Source organism: Lentilactobacillus sp. Marseille-Q4993 (assembly GCF_951230165.1).
Classification (GTDB): Bacteria; Bacillota; Bacilli; order Lactobacillales; family Lactobacillaceae; genus Lentilactobacillus.
The window spans coordinates 19,770-38,907 of the sequence record NZ_CATNVB010000008.1 but is presented as its reverse complement, the minus strand read 5'-3'; the positions used below and the strand labels follow the sequence as shown (position 1 = coordinate 38,907).

Sequence of the window (19,138 nt, the reverse complement as noted above, 5' to 3'; positions counted from 1 at the left end):
CTCTTACTTAAGGTCAGCAAGAAAACTCTTACCAACACCATTAGCGTCAACGTTAAAGTTATCAATTACAGTTGCCCCGAAATCAGAGAATGTGTCTCTAAGTCCCAAACTATTGCTATCAACCATCGAAGGTGAATAAGCAATCACTGGCACGTTCTCCCGAGTATGATCAGTTCCTTTGAACCCAGGATCGTTTCCGTGATCAGCAGTAATTAATAACAAATCGTCATCCTTAAGGTTTGCCAATACTTTTTCAAGTCGTTGGTCAAAGTCCATCAACGCTTGACCAAATCCAATTGGATTTCTTCTATGCCCATACATAGCATCAAAATCAACTAAATTTGTAAAGCAAAAGCCTTCAAAGTCCTCTGCCATAACGTGGTCAACATGGTCCATTCCATCCATATTGCTTTCATTATGGTAACCTTCATCAATTCCATGGCCAGAGAAAATATCATTGATTTTACCAATTCCAACTGTGTGAACTCCTGCGTTACTCAATCTATCTAAATCAGTTTCGCCTGTTGGCTCCAAAGTGAAGTCATGTCGATTAGCGGTTCTAGTGAAGTTATCCTTATCAGGACCAACATATGGTCGGGCGATAATTCGACCAATCATGTATTCTGGACCGTTTACGATTGAGCGAGCATACTCACAGATTTTGTACAGTTCTTCTAGCGGAATTACGTCCTCATGGGCAGCAATCTGCAAAACTGAATCACCAGATGTATAAACAATCAAGTCCCCAGTTTTCATTTGTTGTTCGCCTAATTCAGCGATAATTTTAGTCCCTGACTCTGGCCGATTACCAATAACGTGACGACCAGAAAAGGCCTCTAACTTTTTGATAATGTCATCTGGAAAGCCATTTGGAAATGTGTCCAAAGCCTTTTTTACTGGTAATCCCATCATTTCCCAGTGGCCATCCATACTATCCTTACCAGCTGAAATTTCTTTCATCTTGCCATAGTAGCCGAGTGGTTTATCAACTTTATCCACTCCAGGAATTGCATCTTCTCTGAGATTAGAAATGCCTAATTTTTGTAGGTTAGGTATCCTGAGTTTTCCTTCATACGCTTCACCAACGTGGCCAAGCGTATCTGAGCCAACATCCCCGTATTTATCTGCGTCGGCAGCATTTCCAGTTCCAACGGAATCAAGAACGATTCCAAAGATTCGTTTATACTTTTTGTAACTCATAATTTTGCCCCCTAGAAAACATTGTTAATCCGAAAGAATTTTAACTGTGGCACTAACTCCAAGTCGACTCGCACCAGCATCAATCATTGCAAGGGCTTCTTCACGAGAATGAATACCGCCAGATGCCTTAACGCCAAGTCTGTCCCCAACTGTCTTTCTCATGAGAGCTACATCATCTAATTGTGCCCCTGCTGAAGAAAATCCAGTTGATGTCTTAACGTAATCAGCACCAGCTTTTTCAGATGCTTCACAGCCGGCAACGATTTGATCATCATTAAGGTATGAAGTTTCCAAAATAACTTTAAGTAATTTACCCTTTTCATGAACGGCTTCAGCCACTTCCTTAATGTCCTTAGTTACAAAATCGATATTGTTTCCAATTAATTCCCCGATATTAAGAACCATATCAACTTCTTCGGCACCCTCATCAATAGAAGTTTTCGCTTCAAATACCTTTGTTGCAGTATTTGTTTCCCCTAGCGGAAAACCAACTACCGTGATTGGATTGACTGTTGAGCCTTTTAATTGTTCAGTGACCAACGGAATCCAGTGAGAGTTAACACATACGGATGCAGTATTGTATTTGACCGCTTCCTTACAAGTATTAATGATGTCTTCCTCAGTAGCATCAGGTTTTAAATTAGTGTGATCCAAATATTTTGCGAGTTCCTCAGTAGTAAGTGTCATAGTAAATGTAACCCCTTTCATTTATTTACAAGTTCATTTTACCGAATCAGCGAACAAATGTAAACGTTTTAGTTGAAAAAATGTTCACGTTTGCTCAAATATTCACTATCATCGCGACACAGAGACTGAAAAAAGAAGCCGAACTTGACTTAATGCTTCTAATCAAGATCAGCTTCTACTATTAAAGTTAATATTTTTCTATTGAGCTATTTTAAATCTTCAATCGAATTAACCGTAGTCATATAGGTTGGCACTGCGAGCCCAACTTTGGCACCTTTAAGGTTGGTACCCACAACGTCGATTTTGCTCTTATAATCTTCGTAATAAGTTTTGGCCGTGTTTGGAAGCCAAGCACTTACCATAGCGTCAGCAGCATTGGTTGCAACTGATGCCCACATTGGTTGCATTTCCATCGCCTGAATCGTGACTTTATATCCGAGCGACTTCAACACTTGAGCAACAACATTGTTAGAAGCAATTTCTGAATCCCAGGCAACGTAAGTCATCTTAAACGGTACATTCTTAACATGCTTGATTCCCTTAGTCCAGCTATCAACTTGCTTCTTATTAGCCTTGATCCACTGTTTAGCTGCCTTTTCAGGAGCCATTCCGTTATTAACCTTAATCATAACGGAGGACATCTGCTTTGGAGTCCATTTGAACCGAGATAGCATTTGGTAAGCTTCTGGCTTGTCCTTCTTTAGTCCCTTACGAGCAATCGTCATGATGTTTTCTGAACTACCATAGACGTTTTTAGGATCCTTTAAGAATTTCAACTTATACTTAGTGAACATCCAATGGGGTTGCCAGCCAGTAACCACGATTGGTTGCTTCTTCTTGTACTTCTTGTCTAGTGTACTGGTCATTGCAGCCGTTGAACTGGCCTGTAACTGCCATTTATGCTGTTCCAACCCATAGACTTTAAGTGCCTTTTGGGTAGTAGCCATCTCACCAGCACCGGCATCAATACCAGTGATCGTATAATCTACTTGTTTCCCAACGGATTCCTTTGGATTGTACTTAGCAACTTGAGAAGTGCAGCCAGCCAAAACTACTACAAAACTTATTACACCAACAAATGCCAATAATTTAGCGATCTTCTTTAAAATAACGATCCCCTCCTTACGACTTTGTTTTGTCTTTATTCAGTGCTTGAGTAACCCGATCAAGGATAATTGCCAAAATAACGATTGCTAATCCGGCAGCAAAACCGCCACCAGCATCGTTTCTACCAACAGCAAAGTAGACCTTGTTTCCTAATCCCATTGCACCAATCATTGACGCAATAACAACCATAGAAAGGGAAAGCATCAAGCTTTGGTTAACCCCTGCCATCAAGGTTGACTTAGCTAACGGTAACTGAACCTTAATCAGTTTTTGCCAAGAAGTCGACCCATATGAGTCAGCAGCTTCAATCAAATCAGTTGGTACTTGGCGGATTCCTAAGTTTGTCATCCGAACTGTTGGTGGCATTGCGAAGATAACTGAGGCGATTACCCCAGGAACCATTCCAATACCGAAGAAAGCAACGGCTGGAATTAAATAAACGAAAGCGGGCATGGTCTGCATGAAGTCCAGGATTGGCATGTTAATAGTCCTGAAGATATCAGATTTTGCCATCAAAATTCCTAGTGGAACTCCAACGACTAACGCAATAATACTTGAGGTCAACACCAAAGTTAGGGTTTGAGTCATATCGCGCCAAAATCCTTGGTTCCACACGTAAAGCAGGCCCAGAATTTCAAACGTGATCAATGGCCAGTGCTTCATTTTTCTGGTTACCCAGTAAGTTAGGGCGACCGTTAAGATAATGAACAGCCAAGCTGGAATTAAGTCAAAGACCCATTGAAAGCCATCGATAATTCCACCGATAAAGTTGGTAATGGCGTTGAAAAATCCTTCAAAACTAGCAAGCCAGTCAACCAAACTATCAATCCATTTTGAAATTGGTATTTGCGGAATGTTATTCATCTACAGTCACCTCGTTTCCTGAAATTGCTCCAAGAACAGCACCTCTAATAATGATTCCAAGTAAATGATTATTATCATCAACAACCGCATATGGAAATGGTGTACTTGAAATCTGATCCATAATTTCAGTAATTGGTGTGTCTGGAGATGTAGTTGGAATATCAGTCTCAACGATTGAATCCAGCTTCTTTTCACCTTTTTTAATTAGGTCCATGGCGTGACGAGCGTCAACTAAACCAACAAACTCACGTTTATTGTTAACAACATAGACTGAAGAAATTTCATTTTCCTGCATCCGGCGAATTGCAATCCGCGGACCATCTTTTTCAATGTTGACAGTGTTTGGTCGAATCATGACATTTTCAGCGGTAAGGACCTTAGTTCTATCAACATCCTCAATGAATCGTTCAACGTATTCATCAGCTGGTTGAGTCAAAATTTCTTCTGGCGTTCCAGTCTGAATAACTTCACCGTCTTTCATAATCATGATTCTGTCACCAATTCGTAAGGCTTCGTTCAAATCATGAGAAATAAAAACGATTGTTTTATGCAGATTTTCCTGTAAATCAAGAAGTTCATCCTGCATGTCTTTTCGGTTTAATGGATCAAGAGCTGAGAAAGCTTCGTCCATTAACAGGATTTCAGAATCGTTAGCTAATGCTCTCGCCAACCCAACCCGTTGTTGCATCCCACCAGAAAGTTGAGTGGGTAATTGATTATCATAGCCATGAAGACCAACTAGTTCAAGGGCATCATGAGCCTTTTTCCGGCGGGTATCTCTATCAACACCCTTGATTTCCAAGCCATAAGCAGTGTTGTCTAAAATACTTCTGTTTGGGAATAAGGCAAATCCCTGGAAAACCATACTCATCTTAGTCCGTCTAACGTCTAATAATTCCTTTTTACTTAATTGTGTCAAATCTTGACCGTCAATTTTGATTGACCCCGAAGTTGGCTCAATCAATCTGTTGATCATTCTAATCATGGTTGACTTTCCACTTCCGGAAAGTCCCATAATAACAAAAATCTCTCCCTCATCGACATCAAAGCTAGCGTCACTGACCCCAACTGTTGCACCGGTTTGTTCGAGAATTTCTGCTTTTTTCTTTCCCTCTTTGAGCAATTCTTGTGCTCGGGGAATTCGTCTTCCAAATATCTTGGTAAGATTTTGCACTTGAAGTTTTTTTGTCATGTGCTCCTCCTTACATTTCTATAGTAAAAAAAGTTAACTATGATACCGTAACAAATATCTATTTTAAATTCAAATGATTATAATAAATAACTACTTATGTTTAAGCGCTAACTACTTATAGGTCAAGGGTTTCCTAATTTTAAAAAAGTTCAACAAAAAAAGAGCAACGACGCACGTTTGCGTCATTACTCTTTTATTATATTACACTCTTTCAAGAACTGAAATTGATTCGATATGAGTAGTTTGTGGGAACTGATCGACCGGTTGGATTGGTTGATTCAATTTATATCCCTTATCAGCAAATAACTTAACATCCCTAGTAAGAGTTGCTGGGTTGCAAGAGACGTAAACCACACGTTCAGGATTCATTTCATCGATACTATCGATCAACGAAGCATCTAATCCCTTACGAGGTGGGTCAACAATCACAACGTCAGGTTTGATTCCCTGCTTTTGCCATTCGGCCATCTGGGTTTCTGCCCGATTGGCAACAAATCTAACGTTATCAAGGCCATTAAGCTTAGCGTTACGTTTAGCATCCCGAACCGCATCTTCAACCACTTCGACTCCGTAAACTTGCTTAACTTTCTTTGCGACGGCTAACGAAATCGTACCAATACCACAGTAGGCATCAATAACAACATCATCTTTATTAAGTTTAGCCTTTTCAATTGCTAACGAATAAAGCTTTTCGGTTTGAACCGGATTAACTTGATAAAACGAGGTTGGTGAGATTTCAAACATCAACCCCATCAACTTATCAATGATTTTCTCTGAACCAAATAGGACAACATTTTTCCGACCCATCAATGCGTTAGTTTTCTTTTCATTGATGTTTTGGACAATACTATTGATTTCAGGCAATTGCTTGCGAATTTCTTCAACAATCTGATCACCACTAGGCAACTTCTTAGTTCTTGTGATCAAAACAATCATCATTTCACCAGAGTAATGGCCACGGCGAACCATGACGTTTCTGATAACGCCTGTATGTTTGATTTCATCATATGCTGGTACTTCAAATTTTCTAAGAATATCCCGAACAATGATAATTGCCTCATCGATTTTAGGATCCTGAATATAAAAGTCCTCAATTGGAACCAAATCGTGAGAATGGCGCCGATAGAATCCGGTTTCAAGCTGGCCATCAACGTTGCGGACAGGAATTTGAGCCTTGTTTCGATATTGATAAGGCTTTTCCATCCCAATCGTTGGGTCTACTTCCACTGGATACTTAGCCTTTTGAAAATCAACTTCAATTTGATGCTGCTTAAACTTTAGTTGTGATTCATAAGCCAAATGCTGTAGTGGGGCAATCCCAGTTTGAGTGTATGTCTTGTTGACAAGCTCCACTCTATCCTTGCTTTTAGTGATCAACTTGATAAGTCGACCATAAGCAAAGCTCTTCTTTACTTTAATAACTTGAATCAACGCCTTTTCGGTTGGCAGCGTATTTTCAATAAAGATTGGGAAGTCGTCAATTTTGGCTACTCCCATTCCTTCATAAGTTAAGTCATCGATAGTTACTTCATACTGTTCATTCTTTTCAACTGGTACTTCTATTTTCATTTATCCACCTTTTCATTCTAAAAAAACAAAAACTGCGAAACGAATTTTTCGAATCGCAATTTTAAAAATCCTATTGAATTATATCACTTATCTGCGTCGGGGATACGATCAACATTCTCGACAAAGTTCTTTTCCGCAAAAAGCAGGTCTTCATCGTTCTCATATGCTTCGTTTGGAATTGAATCCGTGTCCGCAAATATAGCAATATGTTGCTTTAAATTAGTAAACTTCATTGGTGCATCTCCACCGTATTCACCATCAAGATTAATTTGCATCCGATCATGAACCGGTTTGGCGGTAACTTGACGAGTCTTTTTGTAAATTATCCTAGGGTCATTCACATGGCTCCCACCGTTAAAGACTTTAGAAACTAGATGCAAAATTTCAACTAGATTTGCAGTCTTAACAATGATCAGCGTAAATTTGCCATCGTCCAATGATGCATCTGGGACAATCTGTTCAAACCCACCAACAGAATTGGTTAACGCCAGGAAGAACATCGAGGCTTTTCCCTTAAATTCCCCATCATCATACTTTATATCCATATCAATCAGCTTAATTCTTGGTAATAACTCAGCACCCTTAACCAGGTATGCTAGATACCCAAAAACCGTTTTAAGATTGGAAGGGACATCGTAGGTAAGTTCTGTCAGCAGACCGCCCGCTGCAATATTGATAAAATAACTCTTTCCTGCCTTACCAATATCCATATTAATAGTCTGATTTTTCAAAACAACCTTGGCAGCTTCAACCGGATCTTCGCGTGGAATATGCAACGCCCTAGCGTAGTCATTAGTTGTTCCCGCGGGAATAATTGCCATCTTTGGTCGTTTCTTTAATGGAGCGACTCCATTAACAACTTCATTGATGGTTCCGTCACCACCCGCAGCAACGATTAAATCAAAACCGTCCTTACCTGCTCGATGTGCCTCATCCCTAGCCGAATTTTCTGCTGGAGTCGTAGCAAAAGCGCTCGTTTCGTATCCTGCTTGTTCAAAAACATTAAGAATATCAACGAGTTTTTGCTTAACTAGCTCTCTTCCGGATGTAGGATTATATATGATTCTGGCACGTTTTCGCATCCCTAAACCTCTGTTTCTCTTTACTTATTCATAGTATCTACTAGTAATTTGTTAACCACTTGTGGGTTGGCTTTACCTTGTGTTTGTTTCATAATTTGACCAACCAAGAAGCCAATGGCCCGATCCTTACCATTATGGAAATCTTCAACTGATTGAGGATTTGCAGCAACTACCTCATCAACGATTGGTTGAAGTTTGGCAGGATCTGACAGTTGAACCATTCCCTTTTCTTCAACGAATTGCTTAGGCTCTTTGCCTTGAGTAACTGCCTTAAAGACCTTTTTGGCCATCTTAGATGAAATCGTTCCATCAGTAATCAACTTAACCATAGTAGCTAGGTGTTCTGGCGTAATATCAGTATTCTGTAAATCGACTTGATTATCATTCAGATAGGCATTTACATCACCCTGAAGGTAATTGGCAGCTAACTTAGCGTCAGCCCCCTGAGCAATCATTTGGTCATAGAAATCTGACATTTCCTTAGTCTGAGTCAAAACCATAGCATCGTAATCAGTAATTCCTAATTCATTTACGTAACGATCACGACGTTTTCCAGGAGCTTCAGGCATTTCAGAATTAATTGAATCGATCCAATCTTGCGAAATATCTAGTACGGGTAAATCTGGTTCTGGGAAGTAACGATAATCGTCAGAACCTTCCTTAACCCGCATCAAAATCGTTTGACCAGTAGTTTCATCGAATCGTCTTGTTTCCTGACGAATCGTTCCACCAGACATTAAAACTCGTTGTTGGCGTTGTTCTTCGTAAGCAAGGCCTTTGCGAACGTAATTGAATGAGTTTAAGTTCTTCAACTCAGTCTTAACACCGTACTCCTTCTGGCCAACTGGACGAATCGAGATGTTAACGTCAACCCGCATTGATCCTTCTTCCATTTTAACGTCCGAGATTCCAGTAAACTGAATCTGTTGACGTAATTCTTCAAGGTAGGCATATGCCTCATCGGGAGAAGCAATATCGGGCTTAGAAACGATTTCAACAAGTGGCGTACCCTGACGGTTTAAATCAACGTATGAATAGCCATCACCGTGGGTGTTTTTACCGGCATCTTCTTCGATATGCATCTCGGCAATTCCGATTTTTTTCTTCTTACCATCAACGTCAATTTCAACCCAGCCATCGTGGCCAAGTGGTGTTTCTGATTCAGTGATTTGGTAAGCTTTTGGATTATCTGGGTAAAAGTAGTTCTTCCGATCAAAATGAGGATGTCTTTCGATATCAGCATGCAAAGCTAAGGCTGCCTTGATTCCTGATTCAACAACTCCCTTATTGGTAGAAGGCAAAACTCCAGGATAACCCCAATCAATAACGTTAGTGTTTGAGTTTGGATCATCACCAAATTCTACTGGAGAAGGACTAAAAATCTTTGAATTTGTTTTGAGCTCTACGTGGACTTCTAGTCCAATCGTTGTTTCAAAATTCATTAGTTGTTTCCTCCCATCTTTGGTGTTTGCTTATGAAAGTCGGTGCTTTGTTCGAATGCATTTCCGGCTTGGTAAATTGTAAGTTCATCGTATGGTCGACCAATCAATTGAACACCGACTGGTAATCCGTTTGAGAATCCAGCTGGAATTGACATTCCTGGTAATCCTGCAAGGTTAACTGGTAATGTCAAAACATCATTCATGTACATCGTCATTGGATCAGACACATCTTCACCAATTCCATAAGCTGGAGTTGGGGCAGTTGGAGCTAAAATCAAATCAAAGTCTTTAAAGGCATTTGTAAAGTCATTGATCATCAACGTTCTTACTTGAGCTGCCTTCTTAAAGTATGCATCGTAAAACCCAGCTGACAATGAGAAGGTTCCGAGCATGATCCGACGTTTAACTTCATCACCAAAGCCTTCAGACCGAGATTTAACGTAAAGTTCCTCAAGATTCTTAGCATCTTGTGAACGATGGCCGTAGCGAATTCCATCAAATCGTTGCAAGTTTGATGATGCTTCTGATGAAGAAATGATGTAATAAGCCGCAACCCCATACTTTGTGTGAGGTAACGAAACTTCCTCAACTGTGGCGCCAAGTTTTTTATAAGTTTCAGCAGCATCTAAGACAACTTTTTTAACATCGTCGTTAATTCCGGCAGCCATGAACTCCTTAGGAATTCCAATTCTAAGCCCCTTTACCCCACTGTTTAGAGTGCTGGTAAAGTCTGGGACATCTTTGGTCGAACTTGTCATATCGTGAGTATCATGACCTGAAATTGCGTTAAGGACAGTTGCATTATCTGCCACGTTTCTAGTAATCGGACCAATTTGATCGAGAGATGAACCAAAGGCAATTAGGCCCCAACGTGAAACTCGGCCGTATGTAGGCTTCATTCCAACAACTCCGTTAAATGAAGCTGGTTGTCTGATTGAACCACCAGTATCCGAACCAAGAGCTACCAATACTTCACCAGCTGCAACTGACGCGGCTGATCCACCTGATGAACCACCAGGAACCTTAGTAGTATCCCAAGGGTTGTGAGTAATCTTAAAAGCTGAATTTTCAGTTGATCCACCCATGGCAAACTCATCCATGTTGGTTTTACCAACGTTTACGGCGTTCAATGCCTCCAACTTTTCAACTGCGGTTGCAGTATAGATTGGTTTGAAGTTTTCAAGAATCTTTGAAGCGGCAGTTGTCTTTAAACCTTTGGTAACAAGATTATCCTTGATTGCTACTGGCATTCCTGACAATAGGTTATCTGCGTCGATTCCCTTTTCATCAGCCTTCTTAGCCTTTGCCAAAGCACCTTCATCATCAATTGTAATAAAGGCATTGATATCATTATCGACTTCATGGATGTTACTCAATGTTTCCTTAGTTAGGTCCTCGGATGTGATTTCCTTTTTAACTAATTGTTCATGGATATCACTTAGTGAGTGATCAAAATAGTTCATTATTCGTTATCCCCACTTTCATCGATGATTGATGGCACCTTAATATAGCCTTTCTCGGCATCGGGAGCATTAGCTAATAATTCTTCACGTTGATTCCAGTTATCAGCTACGTCCTCCCGCATTGTGTTAAGCTGATCAGTCACACTGCTGGTAGGCTCAACCCCATCGGTATCTACCTCACTCAGTGTTTCAAATAAACCGATAATCTTATCTAACTGCGTAGTAAAGTATGGCAGCTGATCATCATCGATTTTTAGTTTTGCAAGTTCCGCAACGTGCTTCACTTGATCTTCAGAAATTTGTTCACTCATCGCTCATCGTCCTTTCCTATATAACATTTGTCATTTTACCATATAAACTAAGCTCTAAATCAATAACTATTAAAGATGTGGGCTGAGAAGCTCTTCTCGCCCGAACCACGACTCAAGAAACTTTGAATATCATTCGTCGATTGAATCTGAATATCGATTGGTGCTGTTCCTGGCAAATACTTCTGAGCTGCTTGCTGTACATACTGGGTAAAACTAATAATCTCAGTCTGGCTGTAAAATTGAGTTGTAATATTCACGTTCATCCCTGATAGCGTACCATCAGTGTACTGAGCTTGAGCTGTTACTCCACTTAGATTAGGGAAAAATGATTGAATCTGTGATTTAAAGTTCTCAAATGCATCTTCATCATTTTTATTAGGAGTTTTCTTTCCAGATTGGATTGGAAAGACGTAGTTCTTCTGATTAATTTTCTTCCAATCAGAAACGGTTTTACTATTAGAGTTATTGACTGAATAACTGAAGAAATTTCCACCAACCAAACTATCGTCAGATGCTTGTTTATACAACGCAATCACAATTGGAATATTCTTCAGTGACTTCTTAGCTCTAAGCCGTTGAAGTACTTTATTAGCAATTTCCTTACCTTGGCTTTGAATTTGAGCATTAGTTAAATCCTTAGAGTACGTTGGTCCATCAGTAGTTTTTTTGTAATAATAAACCGAATTAATACCTAGCCCAATTGTCATTCCCGACAAGGATAACTTCTTTCCCTGCTGGGTCATAAAGTCCATCTCATTGATTTGAGCCAAATAACTAGGAGTTGCTGAATTCTTACTAGTTGGATTTAGACCAGTAGGATTCTTTTTGGTCTTTCTTCCCAGCCAATTAGTAACCGTGCCAGTCGATAAATACTGACCTTCTTGGAAAACATATTTATTTGTTGAAAACTGATCCTTTGAAATATCTAGCAAACCATTCTCAAACCCTTTGATATTAAACTGGTTTGAAATTTGAGAAACACTAACTCCACGGGATTTACTGGTTTGATAATGGCCATTTTTAATGACTCCTTGGTAGTATCCCTTGTTAGTTTGTCCCGTCAGTTGAGTCTTTTTGCTCGTATCAGATGTATTATCAGACTTAAGATTATCCGCACTACCACACGCTGCCAGTAAAATTCCACACAACATTATTGAGATGGATAGAACTATTTTTTTCACGAAATTTATCCTCCGAACTAACTTTCCTGGTTCATTTCATCACTAAATCGGCTTTCTTCCCAAACGGGAATATCTAGCTTAACCGCCTTATCGTACTTACTTCCTGGATCCGTCCCGACAATTACTAAATCAGTATTTTTAGAAACAGAACTGGTTACCTTGGCACCATGGTTAGTCAACCATGAGGAGGCATCTCCCCTAGTCATTGTTTCCAACTTCCCAGTCAAAACGACCTTTTTGCCACTAAAGAATGAGTCTTCACTCTCGAGTTCTTCTTCACTAACACCAAGATAATCCATATTAACACCAACTGATTTTAACTTTTCAATCAGTGATATCGACTCAGGCATTGAAAAGTAAGTAACAACACTATCAGCAATAATCATACCCATTGTATCAATTTGTGCAATAGTCTCCGCATCAGCTTTAATAATTTCATCAATATTCTTAAACTTTTGCGCAATTAACCGAGCAGCTTTTGCACCAACATGTCTAATTCCCAATCCAAATAGCAGTCGTTCAAGTGAGTTTTGCCGACTATTGTTAATAGATTCAAGTAAGTTAGTTGCCGATTTTTCGCCAAACTTGTCTAATGTTAATAAATCTTCGAAATTTAATTCGTATAAACCACTTACATCAGTTAATAACTTCTTGGAAAACAACTGGCCGATGATCTTAGGGCCAAGGCCGTCAATATTCATCGCATTACGAGAAGCAAAGTGAGTTAAGCCCTCTGTCAACTGTGCTGGGCACATCGGGTTGATACACCTAAGAGCGACCTCATCATCAAGATGAACTAACTCAGAGCCACAAGATGGACACTTGGTTGGAATCAAATATTTTTCTGAATCTTGTAGTCGCTTGGATTCAACATAATTTGAAATCTCAGGAATTATGTCACCAGCCTTATGGAGTTTTACGGTATCACCTATTCGAATATCCTTTTCTTCAAGATAATCCGGATTATGAAGAGACGCCCTAGAAACGGTGGTTCCTGCAAGGATTACTGGATTCATTACCGCCGTTGGAGTAACAACCCCCGTCCGGCCAACTGTCCATTCAATATCCGTTACAATCGTTTCTGCCTCTTCAGGTGGAAATTTAAACGCAATTGCCCACCGAGGCACTTTAACCGTTGCACCTAGAGTTCGATGTAGGTTTAAATCATTGACTTTAATTACTATCCCGTCGATTCCATATGCAAGGGAATCTCTTTTCTCTTGATATTTATCAATATAACTGGATACATCATCAAAGTTATTAGCAACCTGATAACCAGGATTGGTTTCAAACCCAAGTGCCTTTAGTTCTTCTAACAATCCGCTTTGCGTATTAGTCTCCAGATCATCATAATCAGCAACATTGTACATAAAAGTGCTTAGCTTCCGTTTAGCAGTTTCCTTAGGATCTAATTGGCGCAAACTCCCAGCAGCGGCATTCCTTGGGTTGGCAAAAGGTGTCTGGCCATCCCGTTGGCGGGCATCATTTAAATCAACAAATGACTTTTTCGGCATGTAGCACTCGCCCCTAACCTCAATAGTTACTGGCTTGTTAAGCTTTTGGGGAATTGATTTGATTGTTTTTAGGTTTTCGGTAATATCCTCACCGATTTGACCATTTCCACGAGTAGACCCTTGAACAAAAATCCCATTTTCATAGCGTAGCGAGATAGCCAACCCGTCAATTTTTAGCTCACAGTTATATTCAAATGGAACTGAGTCCGTTTCCGCTAATCGGTTGATAAAGCCACTCAGCTCGTCCTTTGAAAAAACATCCCCCAAAGATAACATCGGGATTTCGTGAACGACCTTAGTAAACCCAGGGAGAGTGTTATCTCCAACTTGCTGGGTTGGGGAATCAGACGTAATGACTTCTGGATATTCATTCTCTATTTCTGTTAATTGCCGATAAGCTGCGTCATACACCGAATCTTCAACGCTTGGTGCATCATGAGTGTAGTATTCATCTGCCCACTTGTTTAATTTTTCCCGAAGTTCAGCGGCAGTTTTAGCAGCTGTTCGCTTATCCATTCCATCAGATGCCACGTAAAATCCCCTCTTTTTTATTCAGCTTTAGTAATTGGTGCAAATGCGGCTAATAAACGCTTAATACCTTGTTGATCAAAGGCAATGTCTAATTCCATATCTTCACCATCACCTGAGATTTTGACGACAGTACCAGTTCCCCATGCTTTATGCGAAACCTTATCACCAACTGCCCAGGCTTTCTTATTTGCACCGGTTTCCTTTGGCTTTTCAACAACCTTGTCTGGCCGATGATACGTCTTTGCAAACGCTCTGTCGGTTTTCCGGTCAAACGGTGTCTTGATTTGACTTGTCTGCCCATTATCAACGTTCTCGTTTTTAATTAGTTCTGGAGTAATCTCCTCAATGAACCGTGACTGCGGATTCGCTTGCCGGCGACCATAAAGAGTCCGTGAATAAGCATTGGTAATGTATAATTTTTTCTTGGCCCTGGTGATTCCCACGTATGCCAACCGGCGCTCTTCTTGAAGTTCATCATTATCGGCGGCAGCTCTGGAGAGTGGAAACAGTCCCTCTTCCATTCCGATGATAAAGACAATTGGAAATTCTAGTCCCTTTGCCGCATGGAGTGTCATCAAGGTAACGGCTTTATTATCATCATCGATGTCATCTTGATCTGAAACTAGCGCTAAATCATTGAGAAAGTTAACCAAATTATCCAGGCCAAGCTCATCACTATTGTTGTCATCATATTTCTGAGTTACCGTCATGAATTCTTCCAAGTTTTCAATTCGGGATTGTGATTCGAGACTCTTGGATGCCTTCAAGGTAGCCATATAGCCTGTCTTATCAAGAATTTCATCAACTAATTCGGATATGGTTAGTTTATCGGCTTGATCAGCAATTGCTTTAATCGCGTCGGCAAACTCAACCAATGAATTCTTGGCCCTAGCTGAGATATCATTTGCTAAATCAACATTCATTGCAGCTTCTAACATGCCCCAACGCTGGTCATTTGCAAAATCTCTAAGTTTGTTAAGACTTGTCTGACCAATTCCACGCTTAGGTTCATTAACCACCCGCTCAAAGCTAAGCGAATCGAGAGGATTAGCAATTAAAGTTAAGTACGCCAAAATATCCCGAATTTCTTTTCGATCATAGAACTTATGACCACCGACCATTGTGTACGGAATATTAGATTTAAGCAGCGTTTCTTCCATTACCCGTGATTGCGCGTTTGTCCGGTACAGGATAGCAATATTATCATAATCCTGATTGTTCTTAGCAACTTCCTTTTGAATATTAGAAACAACGTAGCGAGCCTCATCCATCTCGGTTTGACCACGGTAGTAAGAAATTTTATCGCCTTGATCATTCTCAGTCCACAGATTCTTATCCTCGCGGTCATCGTTATTAGCGATCACCGCATTAGCAGCATCAAGAACTGTTTTGGTTGATCGATAATTCTGTTCCAGCATTGTAACGTGGGCATCCTTGTAATCATCCTTAAAATTAAGAATGTTTTGCATATTTGCACCACGCCAACCGTAGATACTCTGGTCAGCATCACCAACAACACAGATATTACGATACTTTTTAGCTAACATCGTAACTAGTTGGTACTGAGCTTCGTTTGTATCTTGGTACTCATCAACGTGAATATACTTGAATTTTTCTTGATAATACCCTAAAACATCTTCATGCTGCTGAAATAGCTCAATCGTAATCATTATTAAATCGTCAAAGTCGAGAGATTGATTCCGCTTTAGTTCAGCTTGGTAGCGTTCATAGACGTCAGCAACAATACTTTCAAACGGGCTCCGAGCTGATTTTCGATACTCTTCTGGGATCAGTAAATCATTTTTAGCGTTTGAAATGGCAGAAAGAATTGATCTTGGATCAAATTTCTTGGGGTCAATGTTTAAATCAGTGAGGATTCGCTTAACTAATGTTCTTTGTTCACTAGTGTCTGCGATTGTAAATGCCCTATTATATCCCAATAAATCAATGTTTCTTCTTAAAATTTGAACACAAAGAGCATGAAATGTGGAAACCCAAACATCATTTCCACTTTCTTCTAAGAGCTTTGAAACCCGTTCTCTCATCTCACGGGCAGCTTTGTTTGTAAACGTAATCGCCAAAATATTCCATGGTTTTACGTGATTATGCTCAATAATGTATGCAATTCGATGTGTTAGCACCCGGGTCTTTCCACTTCCTGCCCCTGCCATAATAAGAACAGGCCCCTCAGTATGAACAACCGCATCCTTTTGCTCTGTATTCAAGCCATCAATCAATTCTGTATCAGCCAATTTAAGTTTCATCCTCTCGTCAATTATCCAATCAATTATATCAAAAATAGTGGTTCTTCGCTTGCCCATTCACGAGCGGAATTAGGGTCAAATCACTTGATAAATCAGCAAAAATGGGCAACTATTTCCATCAAGAAAATATTTACCCATTAGTTGTCGTTATTAAATTTATATCTATCGATAACTATAAGCTATCTCATTTTTTCATACTTCGATTTAAAATCAACCTGGCTCCAAATATTGGTTCCTTCAAGTTGCATCAGAGTATCAGGAATTGATTCTGTTGGAATCAAAATATGACCAATCGGTGAACTCGTATCACTATCAATTCCATAAAAACTGAAATGCCAATTATCCTTAATTACCCACTGCGTTTTGATTCGCGCATAATCATTTTTGAAAATTGCTTGTAAAACTGTCGGAATTCCCTTGATTGGTTTTGAAAGTGGTAAGCCAGCAACTGCTCTTAAATGTTGCTCAAACTGACCAATGCTTAACGCATACTCGAAGACAAGACCTGCCATTCCAAGGTTAGGTGCTATCTTGTTGATGTAAATTGAGCCACCCTCAGACACAAAGAACGAAACTTCGAATGTCCCAACATAATCTAAATTATTAGCAATTTCATTAGTTATCCGGGTTATTTCCTTTTCCAAACTACCATTAATTTTCGCAGGCGTGAAAGAAGTAACCAATCGATTCTCATCATACATATCTTCAACCACTGGGAAGATGATTCGATTCCCATCAGCACTTCTAGTGGCAACTACCGTGTAGTCAATGTCGTGCTTAACGTACGACTCCAAAATATATGTTCCTAAATCTAGTAATCCTGACGCTCCAACCACGTCCGTTTGGTTACGAATCAGTAACTCCCTAGTGCCAGCGATTCCCTTTTGAATTGGCTTTAAAATCGCTGGATACCCAATCGAATTTAGGGACTGATATAAGTCCTCAAGGTTGATGATAGTTGAATAAGGGACCATATTGATATTTAACGTTTCAAAAAAGCTCCGTTCCATTAATCGATCTTGATTAATATCTAGTAAGGTCGATTGCTGCGGAACGTTAGTGTACTGGGAAATATAGTCAATTACAGATGCACTGATTTGGTCGTTGTTATAGATAACAATGTCGCATCGTTCAGCAAACATCTTTAACGATTCCTCATCCGCATAACTTCCAACATAATTGTAGTCAGATAATTGAGCTACGTCGGACTCATCGTCCTTACTATACAAAGCTACTTTGAAGCCCATTTTTTTAGCAGCACTTACAAGTGAGAGGTTGCTAAAACTTTCCCCGATAATTCCAATTACTTGGTTTGGATATAGATAATTATTATTGGCCAACCCACTCACTTCTTTCTTAATAATCTACAATTAATTGTAAACTTATTCGCCGACAAAAGTTACTTTTTGATCATCAAGTGATGCAATTCTAGCTAAAGATTCTAACTTAATTCCAGTCTGTTCGATAGTTTCGCGTCCCTTTTGGAAGCTCTTTTCTATTACGATACCTATACCAGCCACCTCAACGTTAGCGGCCTTAGCTATTTCTAGTAAACCATCAACAGCCTGACCGTTTGCTAAAAAGTCATCAATAATTAAAATTTTATCGTCAGAACTCAAGAATCGCTTGTCGACACTGATATTGTTGCTGACTTGTTTTGTATATGAATATACATTAGCAGTGTACAAATTGTCAGTCAAAGTAAGACTCTTATGTTTACGGGCAAAAATCATTGGAACTCCCAGGTGAATTGCGGCGGTCATGGCCGGTGCAATTCCTGACGATTCAACCGTCACAACTTTGGTAACCCCATCTTCTTTGAACAAACGGGCAAATTCTTTTCCCACTTCATCCATAAGCTGGGTATCAACCTGATGATTCAAAAAGTTATCAACTTTCAAAACGTTTCCAGGAAGTACAGTTCCATCTTTTCTGATTTTGTCCTCTAATAATTTCATTAATAAATCCCTTTCTAGTCGTCGTACTGATACAGTTTATATTTTTTGATGATTGAAATGAGCTTTTCAGTGTAAGCTGGATCTGTTGCATATCCATCCTTTTGGAGCGCCTTAGCAGCTTCAAGATAATTATCAGCCTGTAAAACATCGATATACTGTTGTGAATTCCACTTAGTTCCTTGAGCTAAAAGTTTTGCGTGATCACTTAATGACTCAGCGTACGAGCCATAAACCTGAAACCTTGCTTTAACGGTAATATACTTACCGTCCACAAATTCTTGAGTATTCATGTAAACAGAATCATGCTTGCCATTCTGGGCCTTAACTCCAAACAAGTTGTTGTATTCACTTGCCAACTTACTCTCGCCCCACTGCGATTCAAGAATTGCCTGAGCAATCGTAATACTTGGTAGGACATTGTACTGGCCCTGAAGTCTCTGAGCCGTTGGAGCAATTTTACGAATAAACTTCTTTTGTTGGAGAGCTGCTTGGTCGACAGGATCAGCAACCTGTGAGGGCGTGTTTTCAGCCTGATACAGCGCTTTAAACCCAAGGAGGATGAATAGACCAAAACCAATAAAGATAAGCATAATAAGCGTGTTTGAGCGCCTCTTACGACTGTTTTTTCTTTTCTTACGTGCTGTCAAATAGATTTCAATCCTTCTTATAATAAATTAATTCTACATGGAATTATTGGGAAAAACAATTTGTTTTCTATCAATATGTTTGACAAATTGGTTATTTTCCGTTATTTTATCATTTGATACTTACAG

16 protein-coding genes are annotated in these 19,138 nt (G+C 39.7%); all 16 read right to left on the bottom strand.

From position 1 onward, the window contains the following. Positions 1-3 precede the first annotated feature (3 nt). A complete protein-coding gene (locus QOW94_RS04790; protein ID WP_283679091.1) occupies positions 4-1,200 on the bottom strand; it encodes a phosphopentomutase in 1,197 nt (398 codons plus the stop codon). A 24-nt stretch (positions 1,201-1,224) separates the two neighbouring features. Then, positions 1,225-1,887, bottom strand: a complete 663-nt coding sequence (gene deoC, locus QOW94_RS04785) for a deoxyribose-phosphate aldolase (protein WP_283679090.1) — start codon at positions 1,885-1,887, stop codon at positions 1,225-1,227. 206 nt (positions 1,888-2,093) lie between these two features. Next, positions 2,094-3,002, bottom strand: coding sequence for a glycine betaine ABC transporter substrate-binding protein (locus tag QOW94_RS04780; protein ID WP_502867243.1), 909 nt, complete (start codon positions 3,000-3,002; stop codon positions 2,094-2,096). A gap of 7 nt (positions 3,003-3,009) precedes the next feature. Then, the gene (locus QOW94_RS04775; RefSeq protein WP_283679088.1) at positions 3,010-3,858 is read right to left on the bottom strand and encodes an ABC transporter permease; all 849 of its coding nucleotides are present in this window, start codon (positions 3,856-3,858) and stop codon (positions 3,010-3,012) included. Beyond that, positions 3,851-5,050: a quaternary amine ABC transporter ATP-binding protein gene (locus QOW94_RS04770; protein ID WP_283679087.1), complete on the bottom strand. Its 1,200-nt coding sequence runs from the start codon at positions 5,048-5,050 to the stop codon at positions 3,851-3,853. Before QOW94_RS04770 ends, QOW94_RS04775 begins: the two co-directional genes overlap by 8 nt. Before the next feature lie 201 nt (positions 5,051-5,251). Continuing rightward, positions 5,252-6,619 (bottom strand): 23S rRNA (uracil(1939)-C(5))-methyltransferase RlmD, encoded by a 1,368-nt coding sequence (gene rlmD / locus QOW94_RS04765; protein WP_283679086.1) that lies wholly within the window; start codon positions 6,617-6,619, stop codon positions 5,252-5,254. Between the two features lie 83 nt (positions 6,620-6,702). Then, the gene (locus QOW94_RS04760) at positions 6,703-7,701 is read right to left on the bottom strand and encodes a diacylglycerol kinase (RefSeq protein ID WP_283679085.1); all 999 of its coding nucleotides are present in this window, start codon (positions 7,699-7,701) and stop codon (positions 6,703-6,705) included. A gap of 20 nt (positions 7,702-7,721) precedes the next feature. Further along, positions 7,722-9,143 carry an Asp-tRNA(Asn)/Glu-tRNA(Gln) amidotransferase subunit GatB gene (gene gatB, locus QOW94_RS04755; RefSeq protein WP_283679084.1) on the bottom strand — a complete coding sequence of 474 codons (1,422 nt, stop codon included), beginning with the start codon at positions 9,141-9,143 and terminating at the stop codon, positions 7,722-7,724. Continuing rightward, positions 9,143-10,606 (bottom strand): Asp-tRNA(Asn)/Glu-tRNA(Gln) amidotransferase subunit GatA, encoded by a 1,464-nt coding sequence (gene gatA / locus QOW94_RS04750; protein ID WP_283679082.1) that lies wholly within the window; start codon positions 10,604-10,606, stop codon positions 9,143-9,145. Before gatA ends, gatB begins: the two co-directional genes overlap by 1 nt. Further along, the gene (gene gatC, locus QOW94_RS04745) at positions 10,606-10,917 is read right to left on the bottom strand and encodes an Asp-tRNA(Asn)/Glu-tRNA(Gln) amidotransferase subunit GatC (protein WP_283679081.1); all 312 of its coding nucleotides are present in this window, start codon (positions 10,915-10,917) and stop codon (positions 10,606-10,608) included. The genes gatA and gatC overlap by 1 nt, the downstream gene beginning before the upstream one ends. Before the next feature lie 59 nt (positions 10,918-10,976). Continuing rightward, complete coding sequence (locus QOW94_RS04740) at positions 10,977-12,098, bottom strand: CamS family sex pheromone protein (RefSeq protein WP_502867242.1); 1,122 nt, start codon at positions 12,096-12,098, stop codon at positions 10,977-10,979. A 17-nt stretch (positions 12,099-12,115) separates the two neighbouring features. After that, on the bottom strand, positions 12,116-14,128 hold the full coding sequence (ligA, locus tag QOW94_RS04735; protein ID WP_283679140.1) for an NAD-dependent DNA ligase LigA: 2,013 nt from the start codon (positions 14,126-14,128) through the stop codon (positions 12,116-12,118). A gap of 32 nt (positions 14,129-14,160) precedes the next feature. Beyond that, the gene (pcrA, locus tag QOW94_RS04730; protein ID WP_502867241.1) at positions 14,161-16,407 is read right to left on the bottom strand and encodes a DNA helicase PcrA; all 2,247 of its coding nucleotides are present in this window, start codon (positions 16,405-16,407) and stop codon (positions 14,161-14,163) included. 179 nt (positions 16,408-16,586) lie between these two features. Next, positions 16,587-17,747: an ATP-grasp domain-containing protein gene (locus tag QOW94_RS04725; RefSeq protein ID WP_283679079.1), complete on the bottom strand. Its 1,161-nt coding sequence runs from the start codon at positions 17,745-17,747 to the stop codon at positions 16,587-16,589. A 42-nt stretch (positions 17,748-17,789) separates the two neighbouring features. Continuing rightward, positions 17,790-18,365, bottom strand: coding sequence for a xanthine phosphoribosyltransferase (locus QOW94_RS04720; RefSeq protein WP_283679078.1), 576 nt, complete (start codon positions 18,363-18,365; stop codon positions 17,790-17,792). A gap of 14 nt (positions 18,366-18,379) precedes the next feature. Further along, a complete protein-coding gene (locus QOW94_RS04715) occupies positions 18,380-19,012 on the bottom strand; it encodes a glycoside hydrolase family 73 protein (protein WP_283679077.1) in 633 nt (210 codons plus the stop codon). Positions 19,013-19,138 lie beyond the last annotated feature (126 nt).